This window comes from Pseudomonas caspiana (assembly GCF_002158995.1).
Classification (GTDB): domain Bacteria; phylum Pseudomonadota; class Gammaproteobacteria; order Pseudomonadales; family Pseudomonadaceae; genus Aquipseudomonas; species Aquipseudomonas caspiana.
This window is the reverse complement of sequence record NZ_LOHF01000008.1, coordinates 1-25,050: the sequence shown is the minus strand read 5'-3', so window position 1 is coordinate 25,050 and position 25,050 is coordinate 1. Positions and strand designations below refer to the sequence as shown.

Annotated in this window: 26 protein-coding genes; 2 read left to right on the top strand and 24 right to left on the bottom strand. The window is 58.1% G+C overall.

From position 1 onward, the window contains the following. Positions 1-106: 106 nt before the first annotated feature. From AUC60_RS11355 to ccmA, 10 genes are all read right to left on the bottom strand, one after another. Positions 107-502, bottom strand: a complete 396-nt coding sequence (locus AUC60_RS11355) for a hypothetical protein (protein WP_087266871.1) — start codon at positions 500-502, stop codon at positions 107-109. 11 nt (positions 503-513) lie between these two features. Next, positions 514-1,719 carry a c-type cytochrome biogenesis protein CcmI gene (ccmI, locus tag AUC60_RS11350; protein WP_087266868.1) on the bottom strand — a complete coding sequence of 402 codons (1,206 nt, stop codon included), beginning with the start codon at positions 1,717-1,719 and terminating at the stop codon, positions 514-516. Continuing rightward, on the bottom strand, positions 1,716-2,186 hold the full coding sequence (locus AUC60_RS11345) for a cytochrome c-type biogenesis protein (RefSeq protein ID WP_087266864.1): 471 nt from the start codon (positions 2,184-2,186) through the stop codon (positions 1,716-1,718). Before AUC60_RS11345 ends, ccmI begins: the two co-directional genes overlap by 4 nt. Then, entirely contained in the window at positions 2,183-2,719 is a 537-nt protein-coding gene (locus tag AUC60_RS11340) for a DsbE family thiol:disulfide interchange protein (protein WP_087266861.1), read from the bottom strand. The genes AUC60_RS11345 and AUC60_RS11340 overlap by 4 nt, the downstream gene beginning before the upstream one ends. Next, positions 2,716-4,686, bottom strand: coding sequence for a heme lyase CcmF/NrfE family subunit (locus AUC60_RS11335; protein WP_087266857.1), 1,971 nt, complete (start codon positions 4,684-4,686; stop codon positions 2,716-2,718). The genes AUC60_RS11340 and AUC60_RS11335 overlap by 4 nt, the downstream gene beginning before the upstream one ends. Before the next feature lie 2 nt (positions 4,687-4,688). After that, on the bottom strand, positions 4,689-5,153 hold the full coding sequence (gene ccmE / locus AUC60_RS11330; RefSeq protein WP_087266854.1) for a cytochrome c maturation protein CcmE: 465 nt from the start codon (positions 5,151-5,153) through the stop codon (positions 4,689-4,691). After that, positions 5,150-5,326: a heme exporter protein CcmD gene (gene ccmD, locus AUC60_RS11325; RefSeq protein ID WP_087266852.1), complete on the bottom strand. Its 177-nt coding sequence runs from the start codon at positions 5,324-5,326 to the stop codon at positions 5,150-5,152. Before ccmD ends, ccmE begins: the two co-directional genes overlap by 4 nt. Next, a complete protein-coding gene (locus AUC60_RS11320) occupies positions 5,316-6,119 on the bottom strand; it encodes a heme ABC transporter permease (RefSeq protein WP_087267371.1) in 804 nt (267 codons plus the stop codon). The genes ccmD and AUC60_RS11320 overlap by 11 nt, the downstream gene beginning before the upstream one ends. An 84-nt stretch (positions 6,120-6,203) precedes the next feature. Continuing rightward, positions 6,204-6,875, bottom strand: coding sequence for a heme exporter protein CcmB (gene ccmB / locus AUC60_RS11315; protein ID WP_087267367.1), 672 nt, complete (start codon positions 6,873-6,875; stop codon positions 6,204-6,206). Continuing rightward, complete coding sequence (gene ccmA / locus AUC60_RS11310; RefSeq protein ID WP_087266849.1) at positions 6,872-7,513, bottom strand: cytochrome c biogenesis heme-transporting ATPase CcmA; 642 nt, start codon at positions 7,511-7,513, stop codon at positions 6,872-6,874. Before ccmA ends, ccmB begins: the two co-directional genes overlap by 4 nt. Positions 7,514-7,707: 194 nt before the next feature. On the opposite strand from ccmA, the gene fliK reads away from it, so the two are divergent. Then, positions 7,708-9,375, top strand: a complete 1,668-nt coding sequence (gene fliK / locus AUC60_RS11305) for a flagellar hook-length control protein FliK (protein ID WP_087266845.1) — start codon at positions 7,708-7,710, stop codon at positions 9,373-9,375. Next, positions 9,375-9,698 carry an EscU/YscU/HrcU family type III secretion system export apparatus switch protein gene (locus AUC60_RS11300; protein ID WP_087266842.1) on the top strand — a complete coding sequence of 108 codons (324 nt, stop codon included), beginning with the start codon at positions 9,375-9,377 and terminating at the stop codon, positions 9,696-9,698. The genes fliK and AUC60_RS11300 overlap by 1 nt, the downstream gene beginning before the upstream one ends. Before the next feature lie 267 nt (positions 9,699-9,965). Here AUC60_RS11300 and AUC60_RS11295 read toward each other — a convergent pair whose 3' ends face one another. From AUC60_RS11295 to flhA, 14 genes are all read right to left on the bottom strand, one after another. Further along, positions 9,966-10,367: a DUF2802 domain-containing protein gene (locus AUC60_RS11295; protein WP_087266840.1), complete on the bottom strand. Its 402-nt coding sequence runs from the start codon at positions 10,365-10,367 to the stop codon at positions 9,966-9,968. Beyond that, the gene (locus AUC60_RS11290; protein ID WP_087266835.1) at positions 10,368-10,847 is read right to left on the bottom strand and encodes a chemotaxis protein CheW; all 480 of its coding nucleotides are present in this window, start codon (positions 10,845-10,847) and stop codon (positions 10,368-10,370) included. It abuts the gene before it with no gap. 57 nt (positions 10,848-10,904) lie between these two features. Then, a complete protein-coding gene (locus AUC60_RS11285; protein ID WP_087266832.1) occupies positions 10,905-11,807 on the bottom strand; it encodes a CheW domain-containing protein in 903 nt (300 codons plus the stop codon). Between the two features lie 114 nt (positions 11,808-11,921). Beyond that, positions 11,922-12,710, bottom strand: coding sequence for a ParA family protein (locus AUC60_RS11280; protein WP_087266829.1), 789 nt, complete (start codon positions 12,708-12,710; stop codon positions 11,922-11,924). 45 nt (positions 12,711-12,755) lie between these two features. Then, entirely contained in the window at positions 12,756-13,643 is an 888-nt protein-coding gene (gene motD, locus AUC60_RS11275; protein ID WP_087266825.1) for a flagellar motor protein MotD, read from the bottom strand. A gap of 5 nt (positions 13,644-13,648) precedes the next feature. After that, positions 13,649-14,389, bottom strand: a complete 741-nt coding sequence (locus AUC60_RS11270) for a flagellar motor protein (RefSeq protein WP_087266822.1) — start codon at positions 14,387-14,389, stop codon at positions 13,649-13,651. Further along, positions 14,389-15,558, bottom strand: coding sequence for a protein-glutamate methylesterase/protein-glutamine glutaminase (locus AUC60_RS11265; protein ID WP_087266818.1), 1,170 nt, complete (start codon positions 15,556-15,558; stop codon positions 14,389-14,391). The genes AUC60_RS11270 and AUC60_RS11265 overlap by 1 nt, the downstream gene beginning before the upstream one ends. A 237-nt stretch (positions 15,559-15,795) precedes the next feature. Further along, positions 15,796-18,075, bottom strand: a complete 2,280-nt coding sequence (locus AUC60_RS11260; protein WP_087266813.1) for a chemotaxis protein CheA — start codon at positions 18,073-18,075, stop codon at positions 15,796-15,798. Positions 18,076-18,113: 38 nt separating this feature from the next. Beyond that, complete coding sequence (locus AUC60_RS11255; protein ID WP_087266810.1) at positions 18,114-18,902, bottom strand: protein phosphatase CheZ; 789 nt, start codon at positions 18,900-18,902, stop codon at positions 18,114-18,116. Between the two features lie 19 nt (positions 18,903-18,921). Continuing rightward, complete coding sequence (locus AUC60_RS11250) at positions 18,922-19,296, bottom strand: chemotaxis response regulator CheY (RefSeq protein ID WP_176469940.1); 375 nt, start codon at positions 19,294-19,296, stop codon at positions 18,922-18,924. 292 nt (positions 19,297-19,588) lie between these two features. Next, the gene (fliA, locus tag AUC60_RS11245) at positions 19,589-20,329 is read right to left on the bottom strand and encodes an RNA polymerase sigma factor FliA (RefSeq protein ID WP_027898771.1); all 741 of its coding nucleotides are present in this window, start codon (positions 20,327-20,329) and stop codon (positions 19,589-19,591) included. After that, complete coding sequence (fleN, locus tag AUC60_RS11240; protein WP_087266807.1) at positions 20,326-21,159, bottom strand: flagellar synthesis regulator FleN; 834 nt, start codon at positions 21,157-21,159, stop codon at positions 20,326-20,328. The genes fliA and fleN overlap by 4 nt, the downstream gene beginning before the upstream one ends. Before the next feature lie 115 nt (positions 21,160-21,274). Then, on the bottom strand, positions 21,275-22,603 hold the full coding sequence (flhF, locus tag AUC60_RS11235) for a flagellar biosynthesis GTPase FlhF (RefSeq protein ID WP_087266805.1): 1,329 nt from the start codon (positions 22,601-22,603) through the stop codon (positions 21,275-21,277). Positions 22,604-22,614: 11 nt separating this feature from the next. Next, positions 22,615-24,744, bottom strand: a complete 2,130-nt coding sequence (gene flhA, locus AUC60_RS11230; RefSeq protein ID WP_087266801.1) for a flagellar biosynthesis protein FlhA — start codon at positions 24,742-24,744, stop codon at positions 22,615-22,617. Positions 24,745-25,050 lie beyond the last annotated feature (306 nt).

Genomic DNA, 25,050 nt, shown 5'->3' with positions numbered 1-25,050 from the left:
TTTGCCTGACACTTCGCCATCGCTGGCCTCGTAACCTCGGTGAGCTCCTACATGATCGGGTTCAAATCTGGAAGACTGCAGGGTGTTAAACAGGAGCCTTGATGCCTCAATTCCCGAACTGCTTACCCAACCCCGCTGGCACACCGCTGGAATCCGTCTCCTGCCATGGTCCATTACGGCCCGTTGACCAGGTCCAGCCGTTGTTCCAGCGGTAGTAGGTGCGCTGGCGGTAGAAGGTGTCTTTCTCGTCATCCAGTACGTGCACACCCAGGCGCGCATCCCAGTGGCTGTTGCCACCCGGTGGCGGGGCGAAGTTGCTGGAAGTTTTCGGGCCGGCTGCCGGAGCTTTCGGGGTAGGCGTGGGTGCTGGCGTGCTCGGCTGCGACTTGCCGGGCAGCGTCGGGATCGGTTCCTGGCTGCGCGGTCCTGTGGGCTGAACCGCGCAAGCGCTCAAGCCCATAACCAGACCCAATAACGTAATACGTGCGGCTGCGCGGTACATAAGCGTGCTCTCTACTGATCAGGGCTGTCGATGGTCAGTGCCTGCAAGGCCGTGGTATTGCTCGACAGTGGCTTGCTGCGGCCGATCCACTCGCCTGTGGTCGGCTGACCTGCACGGGATATCCGCGCCACGAGTTGGACTTCCGGAAAGTTCGACAGTTTCAGTTGCGGCATCATCGCGTCGGCATCGCCCAGTTCGACCTCAGTGGGCAAGTCAGCCACGGTCACTCGTTTTACCGCCAACGGTGCCGGAGGGCCACCCACCGCGCGGGCGAAGATGAATACGCTGTCACCCGGCGCGACTTTGGCTTTCAGGTCAGCGGCCAGATCGACACGCACTTTAATCGAGGCCGTTTTACTGACAGCCGCCGCAGGCTGTTCAATCTTGCCACCGCTTTCAGCGAGCTTTTCAGTAGCGCGGGCAATGCCGCCTTCCAGTGCTTGCCGCGATGGATCCTGTGCAGGCAGCACAGCCAACAGGCGCTTCCAATAATCTACGGCCTGCTGATAATGCTGGCTTTCGAAGGCGGCAATCCCCAACAGCCCCAGACTGGTGACTTCCTTTGGATCGGCCTGCAACGCTTCGTTGGTCAGTGCCTGCACCTGCGGGCTGAATTTTTTGCCGTTGGCGAAGTACAACGCCTGGGCCCACTGGCCTAGTAATTCGGCCTGCCGCCCTGCCAGCGCGACTGCACGCTCGAACATCGCGGCGGCATCGGCCGGTCGGTCTTGAGCCATATAAGTGCGCGCCAGGAAGTACAAGCCTTCGGCTGAATCCGGCTGAGCTTTGACGGCACGCTCCAGGCGGTTGGTCATCTCTGCAATTGAACCGGGTGGCTGGGCGAACTCACGGGTCAGTTCGACTTTGTCGCTGGCACCAAAATGCATATAAAGACCGATGCCCATCAACGGCACCAGAAACGCAGCCAGCAGTGGCAAGGTCTTGCCCAGACGCGAAGTGCGCAGCGGTTCAGCACCTTCGGTGTCTGCCAGCAACTCACGAGCCGCTTCGGCACGGCTGCTGTCCATTTGCGTCGAGGACAATACGCCCTCCTCCTGCTGACCTTGCAGTTCAGCAACCCGCTCCTGATAAAGGGCTACGTTGAGTGCGGTACGGTCTTCTTCGCTTTGAGCGCGACGGCCACGCAGTACAGGGATCAGCAGAAAACTCATGGCCACCAGCAACAGCAGGCCGGCAGCTAGCCAGAAATCAATCATTCGCGGTTTTTATCCAGCAGATTTGCGAGGCGCTGACGCTCCCCGTCGGAAAGCGCATCGTTTTCCTCGCGGCCTTGGCCACGACGACGCACGACAATCACACCTATCACAACCATTCCGCCCACCAGCAACCCGGCTGGCCCGAACCACAGCAGCCAGGTTTTGGCGGTCAAGGCAGGCTTGTAACGCACAAAATCGCCGTAGCGGTCGACCATGAAGTCAATAATCTGCTGATTGGTCTGCCCTTCGCCAAGCATGCGGAAGATTTCCTTGCGCAGGTCAGCAGCGATCGGCGCGTTGGAGTCGGCGATGTCCTGATTCTGGCACTTGGGGCAACGCAGTTCTCTGGTCAACTCGGCATAACGTGCGCGTTCAGCGTCGTCACGAAACTCATAGGCGTCGATGGCGGCGTGGGCCACGCTGATAATGCCCAGGCTGAAAGCAGCTGCGGCTATAAAACGCTTCATTGACGCGCCTCATCTACAAGGCCCTGATACAAGCCTGCCAGCTGTTCACGCCAAACGGTTTCGTCGACAACACCGACAAACTTGTGGCGAATGATGCCTTTGCTGTCGATCAGGAAGGTTTCCGGTGCGCCATAAACACCCAGGTTCAAACCGAGGCTGCCTTCGTCATCACGGATGTTCAGCTGGTACGGATTATGGAAATCCTTGAGCCACTTCAAGGCGTCTGCATTGACGTCCTTGTAGTTGATGCCGTAGATCACCACGCCCTGCTGCGCCAGTTTGTTAAGCACCGGATGTTCGACCCGACACGCGACGCACCAGGTCCCCCAGACATTGACCAATGCCGGTTTGCCCAGCAGGTCAGCACGGGTGATGATCCGGTCGCTTTGCACATCCCGCAGGGAGAACTCCGGGAACGGCTTGTCGATCAGCGCCGAGGGCAGCTCGGCCGGGTCCAGATACAGACCGCGATAGAGAAACACCGCAACGCCAAGGAACAGCGCCAGCGGCAAAAGCATCATCCAGCGCCTCATACCGCAGCCTCCAGGCCCAAGGCATCACGTACCTTGCTTTTGACTTTGACCCGATAACGCTTGTCCATCGCTGCCAGTGCGCCACCCAATGCGGTGATCAGCCCGCCGAACCAGATCCAGCGCACGAACGGTTTGACGTGGACCCGCACCGCCCAGGCGCCATCGCCCAGCGGCTCGCCCATGGCCACATACAGATCTCGAGTAAAACCGGCGTCAATACCCGCCTCGGTCATCATCGATTGCTGCACGGTGTACAGGCGTTTTTCGGGATGCAGGATGGTTACTTGCTTACCGTCCTCAAGCACGCGAACGGTGCCGCGATCCGACGTGAAGTTGGGGCCCTGATAGTGCCGGGCGCCTTCGAACACGAACGTGTAGCCGCCCAGTTCCACGGACTCACCCGGAGACAGACGCAAATCGCGCTCGGCACTGTTCTGGCTGGACAGCACCACGCCCAGAGCGCACACCGCAATGCCGATATGGGCAAGCTGCATGCCCCAGTAACTGCGGGTCAGACTGCGTGAGCCTTTGATCAAACCTTTGTGGCGGGTCTTGTCCAACAGATCGCGAACACCCGCCAGCAACACCCAGGCAGCCAGCATGAAAGTGGCCATGACCGCCCAGTGGAAATCATCCATGGCAAAACCGGCAATCACCGCAAGCACAGCGCTGCCTATCAGTACCGGCGCAAGCATGCTGGCCAGCCATTTGACTGGAGTATCTTTCCAGCGCACCAGCACACCAATCGCCATGACCACCATGAGCAAGCCCATCAACGGCACGAACAGCGCGTTGAAATAAGGTGGGCCGACCGACATCTTCGCCCCACTCATGGCATCAAGGACCAGTGGATACAGCGTGCCGAGCAGAATCATCGATGCAGCCACCACCAGCACCAGGTTGTTGCCCAGCAGCAGTGTTTCCCGGGACCACAGGCCGAAGCCAACGTGGCTTTTGACCACCGGCGCGCGGAAGGCAAACAGGGTCAGCGAACCGCCGACCACGAACAGCAGGAAGATCAGGATGAACACGCCGCGCTCGGGATCGGATGCGAAAGCATGCACCGAGGTCAGCACGCCGGAACGGACCAGGAATGTCCCCAGCAGGCTCAGGGAAAACGCAGCGATGGCCAGCAATACCGTCCAGCTTTTGAAAACGCCACGCTTTTCGGTCACGGCCAAGGAGTGAATCAGCGCAGTGCCAACCAGCCATGGCATGAACGAGGCATTTTCTACCGGGTCCCAAAACCACCAGCCGCCCCAGCCAAGCTCGTAATAGGCCCACCATGATCCCAGGGTGATACCAATCCCCAGGAATGCCCAGGCAACAATGGTCCAAGGCCGTGACCAACGTGCCCATGCGGCATCAAGTCGTCCGCCCAGTAAGGCGGCGATAGCAAATGCGAACGCCACCGAGAAACCGACATAGCCCATGTAGAGCATCGGCGGATGGACGATCAGGCCGATATCCTGCAGCAGCGGATTCAGGTCGCGGCCGTTGGCGGGCACTTGCGGCAGGATCCGTGAAAACGGGTTGGAGGTCAGAATCAGAAACAGCATAAAACCAACGCTGATCATGCCCATGACTGCCAGCACTCGGGCCAGCATCACTTGCGGCAACTGTCGGGAAAACACCGAAACGGCGAAGGTCCAGGCACCAAGAATCAAAGCCCAGAGCAACAACGAGCCTTCGTGTGCCCCCCAGACCGCGCTGAACTTGTAGTACCAGGGCAAGGCGCTGTTGGAGTTTTCAGCGACATAGGCCACGGAAAAGTCGTCGGTCATGAAGGCATAGGTCAGGCAACCAAAGGCGAAGACCAGAAAGCTGAATTGCCCCCAGGCAGCCGGTTGCGCCAGGCCCATCCACATCCGGTCGCCGCGCCACGCGCCAACCAACGGCACGCTGGCCTGCACGACGGCGAAGCAAAGCGCCAGAATCATGGCCAGATGGCCGAGTTCAGGAATCATGATCAGCCCTGCTTCGATGGTGTTGAGGAAATCGGGGCGGGTTGACCGCTTTCCTTGAGCGCCTTGGTGACTTCCGGCGGCATGTATTTTTCATCGTGCTTGGCCAGCACTTCATCGGCGACGACCACGCCGTCTGCGGTGAGCTTGCCAAGAGCAACAATGCCCTGCCCTTCGCGGAACAGATCCGGCAGGATGCCGCGATAGGTGATGGTCACCGCCTTGTTGAAATCGGTAACGACGAACTTCACGTCCAGCGAGTCGGTGGAACGCTGCAAAGAGCCTTTTTCCACCATACCGCCCGCACGAATACGGGTATCCAGCGGCGCTTCGCCGTTGGCGATCTGGGTCGGGGTGTAGAACAGGTTGATGTTCTCTTTAAGGGCACTCAAGGCCAGAGTGACGGCGATGCTGACACCGGCGAGAATCGCAACGATGATCAACAGGCGCTTTTTACGCAGCGGATTCACTTCTGTTTCTCCCAGCGCAGGCGACGCGCCTCTTGTTGCAGGTAACGCCGACGTGCCAGCAACGGCAACGCCACATTGATCGCCAGCACCGTGAAACAGATGCCATAGGCCGACCAGACGAACAGACCATGATGACCCATGGCCAGAAATTCGCCGAATGAATCAAATTTCATTGTGCCTCCCCTTGGCTGGCGATTGACCCAGGGACTTGAGTACCTCGGCCTTGACCCAACTGGCGCGCGCCTCACGCTTGAGCACTTCAAGCCGCATGCGCAGCAGTAGCACCGCGCCGAAGAAGCAATAGAACCCCAGCACCGTGAACAGCAGCGGCAGCCACATTTCGGCGGGCATGGCCGGTTTTTCGGTCAGGCTGAACGTTGCGCCTTGATGGAGGGTGTTCCACCACTCCACCGAGTACTTGATGATTGGAATATTGATCACACCCACAATGGCCAGCACGGCACAGGCCTTGGCGGCGCTGTCACGATTACTGATGGCGTTGCCCAGGGCAATCAGACCGAAGTATAGAAACAGCAGAATCAGCATTGAGGTGAGGCGCGCATCCCAGACCCACCATGAACCCCAGGTCGGTTTGCCCCAGATGGCGCCGCTGACCAGCGCCAGGGCGGTCATCCAGGCGCCAATGGGTGCGGCGCTTTGCAGGGCAACGTCGGCCAGCTTCATCTTCCACACCAGCCCGACTACACCGCAGACCGCCAGCATCACGTAACAGGACTGGGCGAGCATCGCCGCGGGCACATGGATATAGATGATCCGGAAGCTATTGCCTTGCTGGTAATCGGGCGGCGCAAAGGCCAGGCCCCAGACGACGCCGATGCCGATCAGCAACACCGCGGCAATACTCAACCAGGGCAGCAGGCGTGCGCTGATGCCGTAAAACCATTTAGGTGAGCCGAGCTTGTGGAACCAGGCCCAACTCAACCCGCGTTTAGCGTTGTCTTTCATTACGCTGCCTTTCATCAAGCTGCCTTCTCACGGTGTCGCTCGGGTTTGCTGCTGACTGAACCGCTTAGTCAGGCATAACCTCAATTATTCGCCGACGCTGATCTTCAGGCCAGCGGCTATTGCAAAGGGTGTCAGGGTGACCGCCAGGGCGGTCAGGCTGCCGAGCCAGAGCAGGTAGCCGGTCGCAGGCATACCTTGCAGTGCCGCTTGCAGAGCGCCACTCCCCAGAATCAGAACCGGGATGTACAACGGCAGGATCAACAGGGCCAGCAGCAAGCCGCCGCGCTTCAAGCCCACCGTCAATGCCGCGCCTACTGCACCGAGCAGACTCAATACCGGCGTCCCGAGCAGCAGTGACAGCAACAAAACAGGCAGGCACTGCGTCGGCAAACCGAGCATCAAGGCCAGCAGCGGCGCCAACAATACCAGTGCCAGACCGGAAAAGGTCCAATGTGCCAGCACTTTGGCCAGAACCAGCAGCGCCAGCGAATGCGAGGACAGCACCCATTGCTCCAGTGAACCGTCTTCGAAATCACTTCGAAACAGGCCGTCCAGCGAGAGCAGAACCGATAACAATGCAGCGACCCAGACTAACCCCGGAGACAAGGTTTGCAACAGCTGTGTCTCCGGGCCGACGGCCAGCGGGAACAGGGCTATGACAATGGCAAAAAACACTAACGGGTTGGCCAGCTCGGCGGGACGTCTGAACAGCAAGCGTGCCTCGCGCGCAACCAGCAGGGTAAACACATGACTCATACGGCCCATTGCCCCAGATCAATATCGCGGTAACCGACCGGTATGCGGCTCAAGGTGTGGTGAGTGGTCAATACGATCATCCCGCCTCGCTCGCAGTGCCCGGCCAGATGTTCTTCCAGTTGCGCGACACCTTGCTTGTCCAGGGCAGTGAACGGCTCGTCGAGGATCCAGATCGGCGGGCTGTCCAGATACAAACGGGCCAGCGCGACGCGCCGCTGTTGGCCGGCCGATAACGTATAGCAAGGTACATCCTCGAAACCGCGTAGCCCGACAGCCTCGAGTGCTTGCCAGATGGCCACTGATTCGACTGGACGATGCAGTGCGCAAAGCCACGCAAGATTTTCTACCGGCGTGAGTAAATCCTTGATGCCGGCAGCATGGCCGATCCACAGTAAATTGCGCGCCAGCTCGACACGCTGCTCGCTTAACGGCAAACCGTTGACGAGTACCTGTCCGGAAGTCGGCTGCATGAGCCCCGAAAGCAAGCGCAACAAGCTGGTCTTGCCGCTCCCGTTGGGACCGCTGATCTGCAACATGTCACCGGCATGCACTTGCACATCAAGGTGCTCGAAAAGCATCCGCCAGTCGCGTTCACACGCCAGGTCGCAGGCTTGCAGAAGAGGTATGGAACGAATCATCCAGGGTTCCCGGTGCTGCGTCGTCGCATCAGAACACAGTGAAGAAGGTGCGGTCTGAAGAAATGGCTGTTCAAGTCAGCTTTAAAACGGCCGTTACACTGTCAACTTCACGTGTATTGGCAGGCCGTTAAGGCGGGCCGCATTATACATGGCATGTCTGCCACCAGAGGGCATTTTCAACAGGTCGCGATTCCATGACAGGTGACATCACCAGCCTCCAACCGACAACCGCTGCAGCAGCCTTGGGACGCGCGGGTCTTTCCCCGGCTCAAGTGCTTCAACTGCTGCAGCCGCTGGAAAATCTTATAAAGCCGGGAGAGACTGTCGAAGCCGAGGTGATTACCCTCAAACAGTTGCAGCAGAACTTCCAATTGCTGATCAAACTGGCCCTGAGCAACGGCTTGCAGACCAGCGTCAACGTTACCAGCCCGCTCCCCCTCACACCCGGGACCACGCTGTCAGTCTCGCAAGCTTCACCCAATTCGCTGACCATGAGCCTGCAGCAGGTCAATACGGCTCTGAATAATCTACAAACCAGTATCGACACCGAACAGCTACCGCAAGGCACGCTGCTACAAGCCAGGGTGCTGACCACTCAGGTGGTCGCCAACGCCGTGAGCCAATTGACCGGCCAGGGCGCACCGCAATCCGGCGTGCCCACGGCCCCCGCTTTGGCCGGTGCCCAATCTGCCCCGGCGCTCTACCGGTCTATCGTGATTCTGCTCAATACCACCCTGGCAGGGACTAGCCTAAGTATAGAAAGCCCCCAGCCACTGCGACCCGGTGCATTGCTGAGCGCTCAGGTGCAAAGCAGCCAAAGCCTTAACTTTGTGCCGCTGCCTGACAACCTCGATCAATTGGCGGTGACTCAGCAGCTCACTACCCAGCAAAACCGTCAGGGCTCGCTGGACGTCCTGATCAATGCGCTGCGTAATCTTCAGCCGCCGATGTCGGCATCTTCTGCAGCACCGGCACCCTCTACGCCGCTACAGGCAAGCATTCAGCAGCTGTTGGCGGACTTGCCGGACATCGAGCAGATGAGCAATCCGCGCGTCGTTGCGCAGGCGATCAATGCCAGCGGCCTGTTCATGGAAGCCAAACTAATGAGCGGCCTGAATCCGATGGCGATGCCAGACATGAAGGCCAACCTGATGCAGGTTATTGCTCAGTTGCTGCCCGGTTTGTCCGCCAATACCAGCTACGACGCAGCAGCTGCGTCCAATATGCTAACCCGCACGATGCCTGGCGTTCTGCGCAGCGCCCTCGGAACGATGGGACTGGTTGCGCCGCCGCCACTGCCGATTCACTTCCCATTGCCTTCGCGAGCCGTAAAAGGCGGCAAAGAAGACGATCTGGAAATTCTGCTCAAATTCGCCGCAGCGGCTGTTTCGCGTGTGCAAAGCCATCAACTGGCGAGCCTTGAACAGACGCGGATTAACGCAGACGGTAACCAGCAAACCACCTGGCAGCTGGAAATCCCCATGCGTAACGGCCACGAAATCGTACCGATGCAGGTCAAGGTGCAGCGCGAAGACACACCAGAGAAAGAAAACAGCAAGGACAAGGACGATAGCGAGCCAAAGGAGGTCCGGGATAAGCTCTGGAAGATTGACCTGGCTTTTGACCTGTCGCCGCTTGGAGCGCTTCAGGTTCAGGCGCAACTGCTCAAGGGCAAGTTATCAAGCCAGCTCTGGGCCGAGCGCGCCGACAGTGCAGAGTTGATCAACAGTGAGCTGGCCTACTTACGTGAGCGGTTGATTGCAGTCGGCCTGGAAGTCGGTGAGTTGGCCTGCAGTCAGGGTGTACCGCCGCAGGGGCCGCGCACGACCCTTCAACAACGCTGGATCGACGAGAACGCCTGATGAGCACACCGGACCAAAACCCTCGTCAGGCGATAGCGCTGACTTACGACGGCACCCACACTCCGACCTTGAGCGCCAAAGGTGATGACCAACTGGCCGAAGCTATCCTGGCGATTGCCCGGGAATATGAAGTGCCGATTTATGAGAATGCCGAACTGGTCAAGTTACTGGCGCGCATGGAGTTGGGTGACAGCATTCCAGAGCCGCTGTATCGCACCATCGCGGAGATCATTGCCTTTGCATGGCATTTGAAAGGCAAGTTCCCGGTGGGCCAGGACCCGGATGCGCCGCCGGTGGAGCGGGATATTACGCCCAAGTGGTAATGGATTTGCGCCGAATCAGCTGAATTTATGCCGCCTGCCATACAGTCATCGCGAGCAAGCTCACTCCTACAGTAGAACGCATTCCCCTGTAGGAGTGAGCTTGCTCGCGATGGAGTCGGTACAGGCAACAAAGATTTGAGGGGTGATGCAGGCAGCGAAAAACCGGATCTGTAGGAGCGTACGAGCAACGCGAGGCCGCGATAGCGGCGTATCAGGTAAACCGCCTTCGCGGCCTCGCGTTGCTCGTGTCCTCCTACAGTTGTTTGATTAGCCCTGATTATGACTATGCAGCTTGCTCATCAACTGAGCCTCTGCCTGAGTCAAACCACAGGCCTGGGTAAGCTCATCGACGCTGGCCCCCATACCGACCAGGCGTGCGGCCTGGGCGAACGACAGGGTTGATGGATCACGCTGCTCCAACGCGGTGAGTTTGTCGGGCAGAGGCCCGACAATCGCCCGCAGCTCGTGCAGGGCCTCACCCATCTTGACGGTACCACTCTGGAAATGATCCACCCGCCTGGCCAGTTCCCGGAAGCGCTGGTCACGCAAAGCGTCAATCTCTTCCCGTTTAAGGTCGAGTTGACGCTGGCGCTTGGTGTGCATGATGAACAAACCCAGGGTCACTACCCAGAGAATCCCTAGGAAAATGACAGCTACCTCAAGAATCAATCAGATGTTCTCCAGCTCGGACCACTCTTCTTCGGACATCATCTTGTCCAGTTCAACAAGGATCAACAGCTCGCCGTTCTTGTTGCAGACGCCCTGAATGAATTTGGCGGATTCGTCGTTGCCCACGTTAGGCGCAGTTTCCACCTCAGACTGACGCAGGTAAACCACTTCAGCAACGCTGTCGACCAGAATACCGACCACTTGCTTGTCGGCTTCGATGATCACGATACGTGTGTTGTCACTGACTTCAACCGGTGCCAGACCAAAACGCTGACGCGTGTCGATCACGGTCACAACGTTACCGCGCAGGTTGATGATGCCCAGCACGTAGCTTGGGGCGCCCGGTACGGGGGCGATCTCGGTATAGCGCAGCACTTCCTGAACCTGCATCACGTTGATGCCGTAAGACTCGTTATCCAGGCGGAAAGTAACCCACTGCAGAATAGGATCTTCGGAACCTTGTGCGGACGACTTCTTCATAACCCCAACCCCTCGCGTGTGTGCTGTGCAGGAGGCGTGCTGTACGCCCCCTCTTGATTATCTGGTTTTGTGCATCTGCTTGACCGCGCCACTGGCAATCAGCTCGGCCAATTCTGAAACATCCAGTAAGGCGCACATGTGCTCTATCACTGTGCCCGCCAACCAGGGACGTTGCCCTCGCTGGGTACGCCATTTGATCTCTTTTGGGTCGAGGCGTAGCGAACGGCTGACCTGATGTACGGCCAACCCCCATTCATAGCCTTGAACCGAAATTACATACTGCAGGCCCTGGCGAAAATCATCGCGGTAGCGATCCGGCATGATCCATCGCGCCGTATCCAGGACTTTCAGGTTACCGCTCTGGCTCGGCAGGATTCCGAGGAACCATTCCGGTTGGCCAAACAGCGGCGTCAAATCATGCCCGGCCAAAGGATAAATCGACCCCAGGCAAACCAGCGGTACCGCCAGCGTCAGACCGGCCACATCAAACAGCAGGCATTCAAACGGCTCCTCTGCCCAGGCTGCCCGACCGTCGCTGGCAGGCGGCGGTGTTGGTGTGCGTTCAGCAGTAGCCAGATGAACCTCGGCGACCGGCTCGATCAACTCGACCTCAGGCACCTGAACCACTTCTACAACTTGCGGCACCACTTCAACTTCAACCCGTGCCACCACTGGCGCGGCAACCGGCACCGCCACAGGTGCAGCGACAGCGACCGGTACAGCAACAGGCGCGGGAGCAGCCACGGCGACGGCGATCGGTGTCGCCAGAGCCTGCATGCGTTTGTCATGCTCCTGCTCCTCGCGCACCGCCGCTTCAAAGTCATCTTCGGCCGAGAGCTGCGCTTGAGCTGGCAATACTTCGGGCAAATCTTCGGTGGCGTCCTGAAGCAGCGCATCCAGATAAGACTGCAGGGCTAACTGCGGTCGTGTTGCTATCTCTACAGGCCGGTTCAGGTTCATACAGGTGCCACACAATGATTAACGCGATTACCGCTTGAAAGAGTTATCGGCCAATGTAAGCCCCGACTTGAATGGTTCTGCGTACCTGCTGCAAATAAAGACGACACGCTCATGTCAGGCCACCTGCGCCATGAGTTGTTCGGACAGTAAATGCTTGAGCAAAGCGCGATAGGCCAGCACTGCGCGACTTTTATTATCGAACTGCGAAGGCGTGACACCCTTGCGGCTGGCATCGCGCAAACGGGTATCCACCGGCACGTAGGCTTTCCAGACGTGCTCGGGGAAACTGTCGCGCAGGAATTTCAGGGTGCCCATGGACGCCTGGGTACGCCGATCGAACAGTGTCGGCACGATGGTGTACGGCAGCGGCGTTTTGCGTGAGCGGTTGATCATCGCCAAGGTGTTGACCATACGCTCCAGGCCTTTAACGGCCAGGAACTCGGTTTGCACCGGGATTACCAGTTGCTGACTGGCCGCCAAGGCGTTGACCATCAACACGCCCAACAAAGGAGGGCTGTCGATCAACGCGTAGTCGAATTCCTGCCAAAGCTGCGCCAGGCTTTTGGCGATGACCAGACCCAGGCCATTCTGACCGGGCGTCTGGCGCTCAAGCGTCGCCAGCGCAGTACTCGACGGCAGCAGCGAAATACGCTGGTCGCTGGTGGGTAACAGTAACTGACCTGGCAAGCCGTCAGGAATGCTGCCCTTGTTCAAAAACAAGTCGTAGACACTGTGTTCCAGGCTGTCAGGGTCGTGACCAAAATAACTGGTCATTGAGCCATGGGGATCCAGATCGACCACGACCACGCGCTTGCCCGCCTCGGCCAACAGCCCGGCTAACGCGATGGTGGAAGTGGTTTTACCGACACCACCTTTTTGATTGGCTACTGCCCAGACTCTCATGTGTGCTCTTCCTCCCGCCATGGCGGTGGCCATACCGAGAAACGACTATCGTACGGGTGACGAAGAATTGACGGTATTGCTGCGCACCGCCGGGTTGACAGGCGCAGGTGCAGTTTGTGTGCCAGCACGGCGCATGGCGGCATCCGGTTGTGCATTGGCCGAGCCGGTGGAGGTCAAACTGCGACGCACATCCAGATTGCGCGAGATCACCAGTACGACCCGGCGGTTGCGGCCACGGCCTTCAACGGTGGCATTGGAGGCTACCGGCTGAAACTCGCCGTACCCCACGGACGCCAGGCGGGAAGGATTGACCCCTTCCATCGCGAGCATGCGTACGATACTGGCCGAACGCGCCGAAGACAGCTCCCAGTTAGTCGGGTATTGAGCAGTGCTGATGGGCTGATCATCGGTAAAACCTTCGACGTGAATCGGGTTGTCGAACGGCTTGATGATCTTCGCCACTTTTTCGATGATCGTGAACGCTTTATCACTGGGCATGGCATCGCCGCTGCCGAACAACAGGCCTGAACTGAGTTCGATTTCAATCCACAGCTCATTGCCGCGCACGGTCATCTGATTGGACTTGATCAAGTCGCCAAAACCCGCGCGTACTTCATCGGCAATTTCCTTGAGCGGATCGGTCTCGCTCTGGCCGATACCGGCGTCGACTTGCTCACTGTCCTTGACCAGGGGTTCGGCCGGCTTGACCGACAACGGACGCTGCTCACCGATCGGGATCGGTTTCATGCTGCGCTCGGAGTCGTTGAATACACCGACCAACGCTTCAGAAAGGATCTTGTACTTGCCTTCGTTGACAGACGAAATCGAATACATCACGACGAAAAACGCGAACAGCAGCGTGATGAAGTCCGCGTAGGACACCAGCCAGCGCTCGTGATTTTCGTGCTCTTCGGGTCGACGACGTCGAGCCATGCGTATTACTCCATGAAGCCTTGCAGCTTGAGTTCGATGGAGCGCGGGTTTTCACCCTCGGCGATGGACAGCAGACCTTCGAGAAGCATTTCGCGATAACGCGACTGGCGCAACGCGATGCCCTTGAGCTTGTTAGCGACTGGCAAGAGGATCAGGTTGGCCGAGGCAACGCCGTAAATGGTTGCCACGAAGGCCACCGCGATACCGCTACCCAGCTGACTTGGATCGGCCAGGTTGCCCATCACATGGATCAGGCCCATGACAGCACCAATGATGCCGATGGTCGGCGCGTAGCCGCCCATGCTTTCAAAAACCTTGGCCGCCTGAATATCGCGGTGCTCCTGAGTCAGGAAGTCGACTTCCAGGATGCTGCGAATAGCTTGCGGCTCGGCACCGTCGACCAGCAGCTGCAAGCCTTTACGGGAGTAGGTATCGGGTTCGGCATCGGCAACGGACTCAAGCCCCAGCAGCCCTTCTTTGCGGGCGGTCATGCTCCAGTTGACTACCCTATCGATACCGCCCGCCAGATCGATTCGCGGTGGAAACAGAATCCAGCCGCCGATCTGAATAGCTCGTTTGAAAGCGCTCATCGGCGCCTGCAGCATCGAAGCTGCCAGGGTTCCGCCAATCACAATCAAGGCCGCCGGACCATTGAGCAAAGCGGACAGATGCCCGCCTTCCAGATAGTTACCGCCGACAATTGCAATAAACGCGAGGATGAGACCAATCAGACTCAGAACATCCATCAGACGCACGCCTCCACCAGGTGCCGGCCGATATCGTCCAGACTGTAAATTGCATCTGCCAGGTCAGCTTTGACAATCGCCATTGGCATGCCATAGATCACGCAGCTGGCTTCATCCTGAGCCCAGACATTGCTACCGCCCTGCTTGAGCAAACGCGCACCTTCGCGACCGTCAGCACCCATACCGGTCAGCACCACTGCCAATACTTTGTCGCCGTAGGATTTGGCAGCCGAACCGAACGTGATATCCACGCAAGGTTTGTAATTCAGACGCTCGTCACCCGGAAGGATTTTCACCGCCCCCCGGCCATCGATCATCATCTGTTTACCGCCAGGTGCCAGCAGCGCCAGACCTGGGCGTAGGATGTCACCATCCTCCGCTTCCTTGACGCTGATCTTGCACAGCTTGTCCAGACGCTCGGCGAACGCCTTGGTGAAGGCTGCGGGCATATGCTGGATCAGGACGATAGGTGCCGGAAAGTTGGCCGGCAGTTGCGTCAACACACGCTGCAAGGCGACCGGGCCACCGGTCGATGTGCCGATAGCGACCAGTTTGTAGGCCTTGCGCTTGGGCGTACCCGACAACGGCCCATGCGAGCTGCTTGCAGCCGGAGTGGCCGGAGCAGGCGCAGCCGCAGTACGCGGAGTTGTTGTACGCGCTGGCGCCGGGGCCGGGCTTGCAGTTCTGCTGGTAGCCGGAGCAGGAGCTGCGGTCGGTGTCAATGCAGGCGCAGCAGCCGGAGCCGGAGCCGAACCGCCAAAGCCACGGCGATTGCTGCGCGAGATGCTGTGGACTTTTTCGCACAGCAGTTGTTTGACCTTTTGCGGGTTACGCGAAATGTCTTCGAAATTCTTGGGCAGGAAGTCCACGGCCCCCGCATCCAGTGCATCCAGCGTAACGCGGGCACCTTCGTGAGTGAGCGAGGAGAACATCAGCACCGGGGTCGGACTGCGCTGCATGATCTGGCGGACGGCCGTAATGCCATCCATCATGGGCATTTCGTAGTCCATGGTAATCACGTCAGGCTTGAGCGACAGCACCAGATCAATCGCTTCCTTGCCGTTGCTCGCGGTACCGACAACCTTGATATTTGGGTCTGAAGAAAGAATTTCCGTGACGCGGCGGCGGAAGAAACCGGAGTCATCCACCACCAATACCTTGACTACCATAAACACTCCATTACAGGCCGCACGGAAACGACTGGACTTAGCGACGCGTCATTGAAACGAGATTCGGGGGACTACAAAAGGCCGACCGAAGCACGCCTCAAAAAGTCACGAGGCACACACGCGCTTGTGCAAGCTGCGCCTGCGACTCGTCATTATTATTGCCTTCGCATCCGTTCGCAGCGTTTCGACACCGCCCGACCAGGCGTCACGGGCAGTTGTCTGCCCGCGACACCAGAATCAGATACGCCGTGCAGCGTACCGCTTCAGCATACTCGGCACATCGAGGATCAAGGCAATGCGACCGTCACCAGTGATGGTGGCGCCTGACATGCCTGGAGTTCCCTGCAGCATTTTGCCCAGCGGCTTGATAACCACTTCCTCTTGACCCACCAACTGATCGACGACAAAGCCGATACGCTGGGTGCCAACAGAAAGAATTACCACGTGCCCTTCATGCTGCTCCTCGTGAACGGCAGAACTGACCAGCCAGCGCTTGAGGTAGAACAACGGCAATGCCTTGTCACGAACGATCACGACTTCCTGACCATCGACGACATTAGTGGTTGACAGGTCAAGGTGGAAGATCTCGTTGACGTTGACCAGCGGGAAGGCGAAAGCCTGGTTGCCAAGCATTACCATCAAGGTCGGCATGATCGCCAGAGTCAACGGCACCTTGATGACAATCTTCGACCCCTGCCCCTTGGTCGAGTAGATATTGATCGTACCGTTGAGCTGAGCAATCTTGGTTTTCACCACGTCCATGCCCACGCCACGGCCCGATACGTCAGAAATCTCGGTTTTGGTCGAGAAGCCTGGCGCAAAAATCAGGTTGTAGCAGTCGGTATCGCTCAGGCGGTCGGCAGCGTCCTTGTCCATCACGCCTCGCTTCACAGCAATGGAGCGCAGAACGTTAGGGTCCATACCCTTGCCGTCATCGGAAATCGACAACAGGATGTGATCGCCTTCCTGCTCGGCCGACAGCACAACGCGTCCGCCTCGAGGCTTGCCCGATGCTTCGCGCTCTTCCGGGGTCTCGACACCGTGGTCGACCGCGTTGCGCACCAAGTGGACCAGCGGATCGGCAAGCGCCTCTACGAGGTTCTTGTCCAGATCGGTCTCTTCACCGACCAGCTCCAGGTTGATCTCTTTCTTGAGCTGACGAGCCAGGTCGCGTACGAGTCGCGGGAAGCGGCCAAACACTTTCTTGATCGGCTGCATCCGGGTCTTCATCACCGCGGTCTGCAAGTCGGCCGTTACCACATCAAGGTTGGAAACCGCCTTGGACATGGCTTCGTCGCCGCTATTAAGACCCAGGCGCACCAGACGGTTACGCACCAGCACCAGTTCGCCGACCATGTTCATGATCTCGTCCAGGCGCGCAGTGTCGACCCGAACGGTGGTTTCGGCTTCGGATGCGACCGGCTTTTCAGCAGGTGGCGCAGCCGCTTTAACCGCTGCAGGAGCAGGAGCAGCGGCTTTGGCAGGCGCTGGCGCAGCGGCTGGTTTGGCAGCTGCGGCCGGAGCAGGCTTGGCTGCTGGCGCTGGCGCTGGTGCTGCCGCTTTAGCGGGCGCAGCAACTGCCGCAGCGGCCGCTGAACTGGCGGCTACTTCAGGCTCAAACTTGCCTTTGCCGTGCAGCTCATCAAGCAGCGCTTCAAATTCGTTGTCGGTGATTTCATCACCCTTGCCTGCCGATGCAGCAGAGGCAGTGGCAGCAGGAGCCGGAGCCGGAGCGGCTGCGGCAGCGACGCCGCTAGCATCGAATGAACCTTTGCCGTGCAACTGATCAAGCAACGCTTCGAATTCATCGTCGGTGATGTCACCGCTTTCAGCCTTGCCAGCGGGCGCGGCAGCTACCGGAGCGGCAGCAGGTGCTACGTCAGGAGCAAACTGACCTTTGCCATGCAACTGGTCGAGCAGCGATTCGAATTCCGAGTCGGTGATTTCGTCACTTGCGGCTTCGCCTGTCGCTGCCGGCGCTGCAGCAACTGCTGCTGGCTCCTTGGCTGCATTGAGCGAATCAAGCAGGTTTTCGAATTCGGTATCGGTGATCTCGTCCGAAGGCGCTTCAGCGACGACTTCAACCGGCGCCTCCTCCACGACTTCAGCAGGCGCTTCGTCAGCCGATGCTGGCTCTGCCAGACGCGCCAGTGCAGCCAGCAATTCCGGTGTAGCCGGAGTTACTTCACTGCGCTCACGCACTTGGCTGAACATCGCATTGACCGCATCCAGCGCTTCAAGGACCACGTCCATCAATTCCGAGTCTACGCGACGCTCACCCTTGCGCAGGATGTCGAAGACGTTCTCGGCGATGTGGCAGCACTCCACCAGCTCATGGAGCTGGAGGAAGCCGGCGCCCCCTTTTACAGTGTGAAAACCGCGAAAAATTGCATTGAGCAGATCTGCGTCATCCGGTCGGCTTTCCAGCTCGACCAACTGTTCAGACAACTGCTCCAGAATTTCGCCGGCCTCTACCAGAAAATCCTGAAGGATCTCTTCATCGGCGCCGAAGCTCATTGGGGTGCTCCCTAAAATTAACCGTCAACAGACCAGACTTAGAAGCCCAGGCTCGATAGCAGATCGTCTACATCGTCCTGTCCGGACACAACGTCTTCCCGTTTATCGGCATGAATCTGCGGACCTTCACCCTGTTTGATATGTTTTTGTGGATCTTTTTCTGCGCGGATGGATTCGTCGTCGTGTTCGATGCCCGCAAAGCGGTCTACGTGACTGGCCATGAGCACCAGTTTGAGCAGATTGCTCTCGACTTCAGTGACCAATTGCGTCACGCGCTTGATCACTTGGCCGGTCAGGTCCTGGAAGTCCTGAGCCAACAGAATGTCGTTGAGGTTGGAGGAAACCTGGTGGGTATCCTTTTCGCTGCGCGTCAAGAAACCATCAACACGGCGCGCCAGCTCACGAAACTCTTCAGCGCTGACTTCACGCCGCATGAAACGCCCCCAGTCCGCACTCAAGGCCTTGGCCTCGTCGTTCAGACTGTGCATCAGCGGAGTACTTTCCTCGACCAGGTCCATGGTGCGGTTAGCCGCACCTTCCGTGAGCCTGACAACATACGACAGGCGTTCGGTGGCGTCCGTGATCTGGGACACTTCTTCAGCTTGCGGCATGTTCGGGTCAATCTGGAAATTGACGATCGCACTGTGCAGCTCGCGTGTCAGCTTGCCGATTTCTTGATACAGGCCACGATCTCGAGCCTGGTTAAGCTCATGGATCAGTTGCACAGCGTCGCCGAAACGGCCTTTTTCAAGGCTCGTCACGAGCTCGCTTGCGTGTTTTTTCAGGGTCGCTTCAAACTCGCCCATTGACGTTTCGTTGTTCTCCATAGAGCCCTCGCGGCATACATCAGCTATTGACGCGCTCAAAGATCTTGTCGATCTTTTCTTTCAGCGCCTGAGCCGTGAATGGCTTGACGACATAACCATTGACGCCGGCCTGAGCCGCTTCAATGATCTGGTCGCGCTTGGCTTCTGCGGTCACCATCAACACCGGCAGGTGTTTGAGGCGCTCATCGGCACGCACTTTACGCAGCAGGTCGATACCGGTCATGCCGGGCATGTTCCAGTCCGTTACCAGAAAGTCAAAGGAACCGCTTTCCAGCATCGGCAACGCGGTAAGCCCGTCATCGGCTTCGGACGTGTTGGTGAAGCCCAGATCACGCAGCAGGTTTTTAATGATCCGCCGCATCGTTGAGAAGTCATCAACGATGAGGATTTTCATGTTCTTGTCCAATTCGACCTCCAAGCAGTCTTTGACGCGTTCAGCACCTGAACGCGCTGTTCAATCAATACTGGCACAGCTCACATTGGCTGCACGAAAACGACGACGGGCTTGGTAAATCAACAACTATGGAAACCGCACAGCAAATCCACGGGCTGCATGAAAGCTATTGCTTTTAACAGTCCGTGGAGCGAATGCCTGTATGGCTCCAGCCTTGTCCACTGTCCCACGTAACGCTTTGCACAGCCTGCTCACACGCGACACGCAATCACCAAGGATTACGTACCACCTGTCAACGCGCTCGCCACTCTCCCAAACGCCCTCGTAAACGAGCTGCGCACTGGCTGTGTAACTGGCTGACTCGAGATTCACTGACCCCCAGGACCTCACCGATTTCCTTGAGGTTCAGCTCCTCGTCATAGTACAGCGCCAAAACCAGACGTTCACGTTCCGGCAAGTTGGCGATTGCATCTGCCAACGCAGCCTGGAAGCGTTCATCTTCCAGGTCACGCGACGGCTCAAGCGAACCGCTTGCGCCATCCTCATGCAGTCCTTCATGTTCGCCGTCCTGCAAAAGGTCGTCGAAACTGAAGAGGCGACTGCCCAAGGTATCGTTCAAAATCCCGTAATAATCATCGAGACTCAATTGGAGTTCGGCCGCAACCTCATGATCTTTAGCGTCGCGACCTGTTTTTGCTTCAATTGAGCGAATTGCGTCACTGACCATGCGCGTATTGCGGTGAACCGAGCGAGGCGCCCAGTCTCCCTTACGCACTTCGTCGAGCATCGCACCGCGAATACGAATCCCGGCATAGGTCTCGAAACTGGCACCCTTGGTGCAATCGTACTTGGTGGACACTTCCAACAAGCCGATCATGCCTGCCTGAATCAAGTCTTCAACCTGAACACTGGCTGGCAAACGAGCCAGCAAGTGGTACGCAATGCGCTTGACGAGCGGAGCATACCGCTCGATCAGCTCATATTGCGAGTTCCGGGACGCTTTGCTGTACATCTGATAGCCGCTCGCGGTCATTGAACAGGCCCTGCGCTTGTCTGGTAAACCAGTCGCTCAACGAAGAACTCGAGATGCCCACGCGGGTTGGCAGGCAGCGGCCAGGTATCGACCTTCTGCGCAATAGCCTTGAACGCCAGGGAGCATTTGGAGCGTGGAAAAGCTTCGTATACCGCACGTTGCTTCTGGACAGCCTTACGCACGCACTCGTCGTAAGGTACGGCGCCTACATACTGCAAGGCCACATCCAGAAAACGATCAGTCACTTTGGTCAGCTTGGCGAACAGGTTGCGCCCTTCCTGCGGGCTCTGGGCCATGTTGGCCAGAACGCGGAAGCGGTTCATCCCGTAGTCACGGTTGAGCAGCTTGATCAAGGCATAGGCGTCGGTGATGGAAGTAGGCTCATCACACACCACCAGCAACACTTCCTGAGCGGCCCGGACAAAGCTGACCACTGACTCACCGATACCGGCGGCCGTGTCGATCACCAATACGTCAAGATTATCGCCAATGTCGCTGAAAGCCTGGATCAGGCCAGCGTGCTGCGCCGGGCTCAGATGAACCATGCTCTGTGTGCCGGAAGCAGCAGGCACGATGCGAATCCCGCCCGGGCCTTGCAACAAGACGTCGCGAAGCTCACAGCGCCCTTCGATCACATCAGCAAGGGTGCGCTTGGGCGTAAGCCCCAGAAGGACATCGACATTGGCCAGGCCAAGGTCGGCGTCCAGCAGCATGACGCGCCGGCCAAGCTCGGCCAAGGCCAGCGAAAGGTTCACTGACACGTTAGTCTTACCGACGCCACCCTTGCCGCCGGTCACCGCGATCACCTGTACGGGATGCATGCTGCCCATGTTAGTTTTTTACCTTGTGTTGCGTAGACCGAAGCCAGATTGCGGGCGACACGCTTAATGAAGAGCCGTGCCAGGCAGTCCATCGACGCAGGTAAGTTTCAATTGTTCGCATCACTTAACCGACCCGTTTGTTGGGGTTGTGGTAAAGGTCGGCGAACATATCCGCCATGGCCTCTTCGCTTGGCTCTTCTTGCATCTGCACATTGACCGCGCGCGTCACCAATTGGTGCCGACGTGGCAGGTGAAGATCATCAGGAATTCGTGGTCCATCGGTCAGATAGGCCACAGGCAACTCATGACTGATGGCAAGACTGAGTACTTCGCCCAGGCTGGCGGTTTCGTCCAGCTTGGTCAGGATGCAACCGGCCAGACCACAGCGTTTGTAGCTGTGATACGCGGCAGTGAGCACCTGTTTCTGGCTGGTGGTTGCCAGCACCAGATAATTACGCGACTTGATACCGCGCCCGGCCAGGCTTTCCAGCTGCATGCGCAAGGCCGGGTCGCTGGCTTGCAGGCCCGCAGTGTCGATCAACACAACACGCTTGCGCAACAGAGGGTCCAGCGCCTGCGCCAGTGATTGACCAGGATCAACGTGAGTCACCGGCACATTGAGAATACGACCCAATGTCTTGAGCTGCTCCTGAGCACCGATACGGAAGCTGTCCATGCTCACCAGAGCAATGTTCTGCGCGCCATACTTGAGTACGTAACGCGCCGCCAGTTTGGCGAGCGTGGTGGTCTTGCCCATGCCGGCAGGGCCGACCATTGCAATGACACCACCCTCTTCAAGCGGCTCGACGTCAGGCACTTCGATCATGCGGGCCAAATGAGCCAGCAACATGCGCCAGGCCTGACGTGGCTCGTCAATATCAGGAATCATCTCCAGCAGGTCGCGGGACAGAGGGCCAGACAGCCCTACACGCTGCAGACGACGCCACAGGTTGGCCTGTGCCGGACGGCTGCCCTGCAACTGATTCCACGCCAGGGAGCCGAGCTGGACTTCCAGCAGCTCACGCAGGCCGTTCAATTCAAAACGCATCGAGTCGTAACCGCGCTGGCTGGCAGCCGGAGCAGCCGGAGCAACCTGCGGCTGTGCGAACGGACGCGGCGGCTCTTCAAGCGTCGGCTCGATGTGGGTGTCAGCAGCATTAAGCGGCAAACCGGCGAACAACTGCCGATTGACTGCCCCGTCGCTATCACCACGATTATTCAGTTCAGCCTGGGCCGAGACGATGCGCGACTGGGTTTTGCGCAACTCGTCCTCAAGCTCGATGTTCGGTACACGGGGTGCGAGCGCAGACAGCTTGTAATCCAGGGCAGCAGTCAGCTCGACGCCACCGGCGATTCGCCGGTTGCCGATGATGGCCGCTTCTGCGCCCAGCTCATCACGAACCAGCTTCATGGCTTGACGCATATCGGCGGCGAAAAATCGCTTAACTTGCATGACTCACTACCTCAGCCGTTAGGCCCGACAGTCGCTACGATGGTTACTTGCTTGTTGTCAGGAATTTCCTGATACGCCAACACATGCATATTCGGTACAGCCAACCGCCCAAACCGCGACAGCATGGCCCGAACCGGGCCGGCTACCAGCAGAATCACTGGCAAGCCTTGCATCTCCTGACGCTGGGCGGCGTCGATCAGCGAACGCTGAAGTTTTTCCGCCATACTTGGCTCCAGAAGAACGCCTTCTTCCTGACCCTGACCAGCCTTCTGCAAACTATTGAGCAATATCTGTTCCAACCTTGGCTCCAGCGTGATAACTGGTAGCTCCGGCTCAATGCCTACAATGCTTTGCACGATTGCACGGCTCAATCCGACCCGAACCGCAGCAACCAATGCGGCGGTATCTTGACTCCGCTGAGCATTATTGGCGATAGCTTCGGCGATGGTCCGGATATCCCGTACAGGGACCTGCTCGGACAGCAGCGCCTGCAATACCTTGAGCAGAGCCGACAACGAAAGGATGCCAGGCACGAGCTCTTCAGCCAGTTTAGGTGAGCCTTTAGCCAGCAATTGCATCAATTGCTGCACTTCCTCATGACCAATCAGCTCATGCGAGTGTTTGTAGAGAATCTGGTTCAGGTGAGTGGCGACCACAGTACTGGCATCCACCACGGTGTAACCCAGCGATTGAGCCTGACTACGCTGGCTGATTTCAATCCAGACCGCTTCCAGACCAAACGCCGGGTCCTTGGCGGTAATACCGTTCAACGATCCGAAGACCTGACCAGGGTTGATCGCCAGTTCCCGGTCGGGATAGATCTCTGCCTCTGCCAACGTCACGCCCATTAGCGTCAAACGATAGGCACTTGGCGCCAGATCCAGATTGTCGCGAATGTGTACGGTTGGCATCAGGAAGCCCAACTCTTGGGAAAGCTTCTTACGCACACCCTTGATCCGCGCCAGGAGCTGACCACCCTGATTGCGGTCCACCAGCGGAATGAGGCGATAGCCCACTTCCAGGCCAATCATATCGATCGGCGTTACATCATCCCAACCCAATTCTTTGGAGTCCTGAGCGCGAGTTGGCGACGGCAGCATCTCCTGCTGACGCTTGACCTCCTCCAGCGCCATGACCTTGACCCGGTCCTCTTTCTTCCACAGCACGTAAGCGATGCCGCAAGCAACAAGGCCCAGGCTGATAAAGGAAAAGTGCGGCATGCCTGGCACCAGGCCCATCACGATCATGATCGCGCCAGATACACCCAGTGCTTTCCACGAGGTAAACATCTGACGGTTAATCATTTTGCCCATTTCTTCCGAACCGGAAGCACGGGTCACCATGATTGCTGCGGCGGTGGACAACAGCAGTGATGGCAATTGCGCCACCAAACCGTCACCAATGGTCAGTAGCGTGTAAATCCTGCCAGCGTCGGCGAAGGTCATGCCGTGCTGCAGCATGCCAACCAGCATGCCGCCGATGAGGTTGATAAACAGGATCAGCAAACCAGCGATGGCGTCACCACGAACAAACTTGCTCGCACCGTCCATGGAACCGTAGAACTCGGCCTCCTGAGCGACTTCAAGACGGCGACGCTTGGCTTCTGGCTGATCGATCAAACCAGCGTTCAAATCGGCGTCGATAGCCATTTGCTTGCCAGGCATGGCGTCCAGGGTGAAACGCGCGCTCACCTCGGAGATACGCCCGGCACCCTTGGTGATTACCACGAAGTTGATGATCATCAGGATGGCAAAAACCACGATACCGACGACGTAGTTACCACCGATCACCACTTCACCAAAAGCCTGAATCACCTTACCGGCAGCGGCGTGACCGTCTTGACCGTGAAGCATGACCACGCGGGTCGAGGCCACGTTGAGCGCGAGACGCAACAGCGTGGCAACCAGCAGAATGGTCGGAAATACCGAAAAATCGAGTGGGCGCAGTGCGTATACGCAGACCAACAGGACCACGATGGACAACGCAATGTTGAATGTGAAAAACACATCCAGCAGAAACGGCGGGATGGGCAACATCATCATTGCCATCATGACCAACAGCAACAACGGAACGCCCAACTGACCACGGCCGAGGCCTGCCAGATTGCTGCGTGCGCTACTGATTAACTGAGAGCGTTCCACCGATTATTCACCTGCGCACTAAATCAAAACTTTGACGCCGATGGCGACCTGATATGACCTATTGCAAGAAGCTTTCCAACTGTGGAATCGGTGATGAAATAGCGGGCGGGGTCTGTAAGAAAGTGTGAGATGGGGGTGGTCATTTAGTGATTTGTGTACATATCCGTTACTGGGTAACGGCGGCTTTATGGTTCCGCCCTTACGGCGGGTCACTTTCGAAAAGCGCGAAAGTAACCAAAGCGCTCTTGCCCCACCACTTGGTGCCTCGCCTAGGCTCGGCATGCCCGTAATCCGACCTTGCTGCGT

What these genes read in the sequence shown, in the direction of transcription:
- AUC60_RS11355 (WP_087266871.1), bottom strand. Translation starts at nt 502, where the DNA reads ATGTACCGCGCAGCCGCACGTATTACGTTATTGGGTCTGGTTATGGGC.
- ccmI (WP_087266868.1), bottom strand. Translation starts at nt 1,719, where the DNA reads ATGATTGATTTCTGGCTAGCTGCCGGCCTGCTGTTGCTGGTGGCCATG.
- AUC60_RS11345 (WP_087266864.1), bottom strand. Translation starts at nt 2,186, where the DNA reads ATGAAGCGTTTTATAGCCGCAGCTGCTTTCAGCCTGGGCATTATCAGC.
- AUC60_RS11340 (WP_087266861.1), bottom strand. Translation starts at nt 2,719, where the DNA reads ATGAGGCGCTGGATGATGCTTTTGCCGCTGGCGCTGTTCCTTGGCGTT.
- AUC60_RS11335 (WP_087266857.1), bottom strand. Translation starts at nt 4,686, where the DNA reads ATGATTCCTGAACTCGGCCATCTGGCCATGATTCTGGCGCTTTGCTTC.
- ccmD (WP_087266852.1), bottom strand. Translation starts at nt 5,326, where the DNA reads ATGAAATTTGATTCATTCGGCGAATTTCTGGCCATGGGTCATCATGGT.
- AUC60_RS11320 (WP_087267371.1), bottom strand. Translation starts at nt 6,119, where the DNA reads ATGAAAGACAACGCTAAACGCGGGTTGAGTTGGGCCTGGTTCCACAAG.
- ccmB (WP_087267367.1), bottom strand. Translation starts at nt 6,875, where the DNA reads ATGAGTCATGTGTTTACCCTGCTGGTTGCGCGCGAGGCACGCTTGCTG.
- ccmA (WP_087266849.1), bottom strand. Translation starts at nt 7,513, where the DNA reads ATGATTCGTTCCATACCTCTTCTGCAAGCCTGCGACCTGGCGTGTGAA.
- fliK (WP_087266845.1), top strand. Translation starts at nt 7,708, where the DNA reads ATGACAGGTGACATCACCAGCCTCCAACCGACAACCGCTGCAGCAGCC.
- AUC60_RS11300 (WP_087266842.1), top strand. Translation starts at nt 9,375, where the DNA reads ATGAGCACACCGGACCAAAACCCTCGTCAGGCGATAGCGCTGACTTAC.
- AUC60_RS11290 (WP_087266835.1), bottom strand. Translation starts at nt 10,847, where the DNA reads ATGAAGAAGTCGTCCGCACAAGGTTCCGAAGATCCTATTCTGCAGTGG.
- AUC60_RS11285 (WP_087266832.1), bottom strand. Translation starts at nt 11,807, where the DNA reads ATGAACCTGAACCGGCCTGTAGAGATAGCAACACGACCGCAGTTAGCC.
- AUC60_RS11280 (WP_087266829.1), bottom strand. Translation starts at nt 12,710, where the DNA reads ATGAGAGTCTGGGCAGTAGCCAATCAAAAAGGTGGTGTCGGTAAAACC.
- motD (WP_087266825.1), bottom strand. Translation starts at nt 13,643, where the DNA reads ATGGCTCGACGTCGTCGACCCGAAGAGCACGAAAATCACGAGCGCTGG.
- AUC60_RS11270 (WP_087266822.1), bottom strand. Translation starts at nt 14,389, where the DNA reads ATGGATGTTCTGAGTCTGATTGGTCTCATCCTCGCGTTTATTGCAATT.
- AUC60_RS11265 (WP_087266818.1), bottom strand. Translation starts at nt 15,558, where the DNA reads ATGGTAGTCAAGGTATTGGTGGTGGATGACTCCGGTTTCTTCCGCCGC.
- AUC60_RS11260 (WP_087266813.1), bottom strand. Translation starts at nt 18,075, where the DNA reads ATGAGCTTCGGCGCCGATGAAGAGATCCTTCAGGATTTTCTGGTAGAG.
- AUC60_RS11255 (WP_087266810.1), bottom strand. Translation starts at nt 18,902, where the DNA reads ATGGAGAACAACGAAACGTCAATGGGCGAGTTTGAAGCGACCCTGAAA.
- AUC60_RS11250 (WP_176469940.1), bottom strand. Translation starts at nt 19,296, where the DNA reads ATGAAAATCCTCATCGTTGATGACTTCTCAACGATGCGGCGGATCATT.
- fliA (WP_027898771.1), bottom strand. Translation starts at nt 20,329, where the DNA reads ATGACCGCGAGCGGCTATCAGATGTACAGCAAAGCGTCCCGGAACTCG.
- fleN (WP_087266807.1), bottom strand. Translation starts at nt 21,159, where the DNA reads ATGGGCAGCATGCATCCCGTACAGGTGATCGCGGTGACCGGCGGCAAG.
- flhF (WP_087266805.1), bottom strand. Translation starts at nt 22,603, where the DNA reads ATGCAAGTTAAGCGATTTTTCGCCGCCGATATGCGTCAAGCCATGAAG.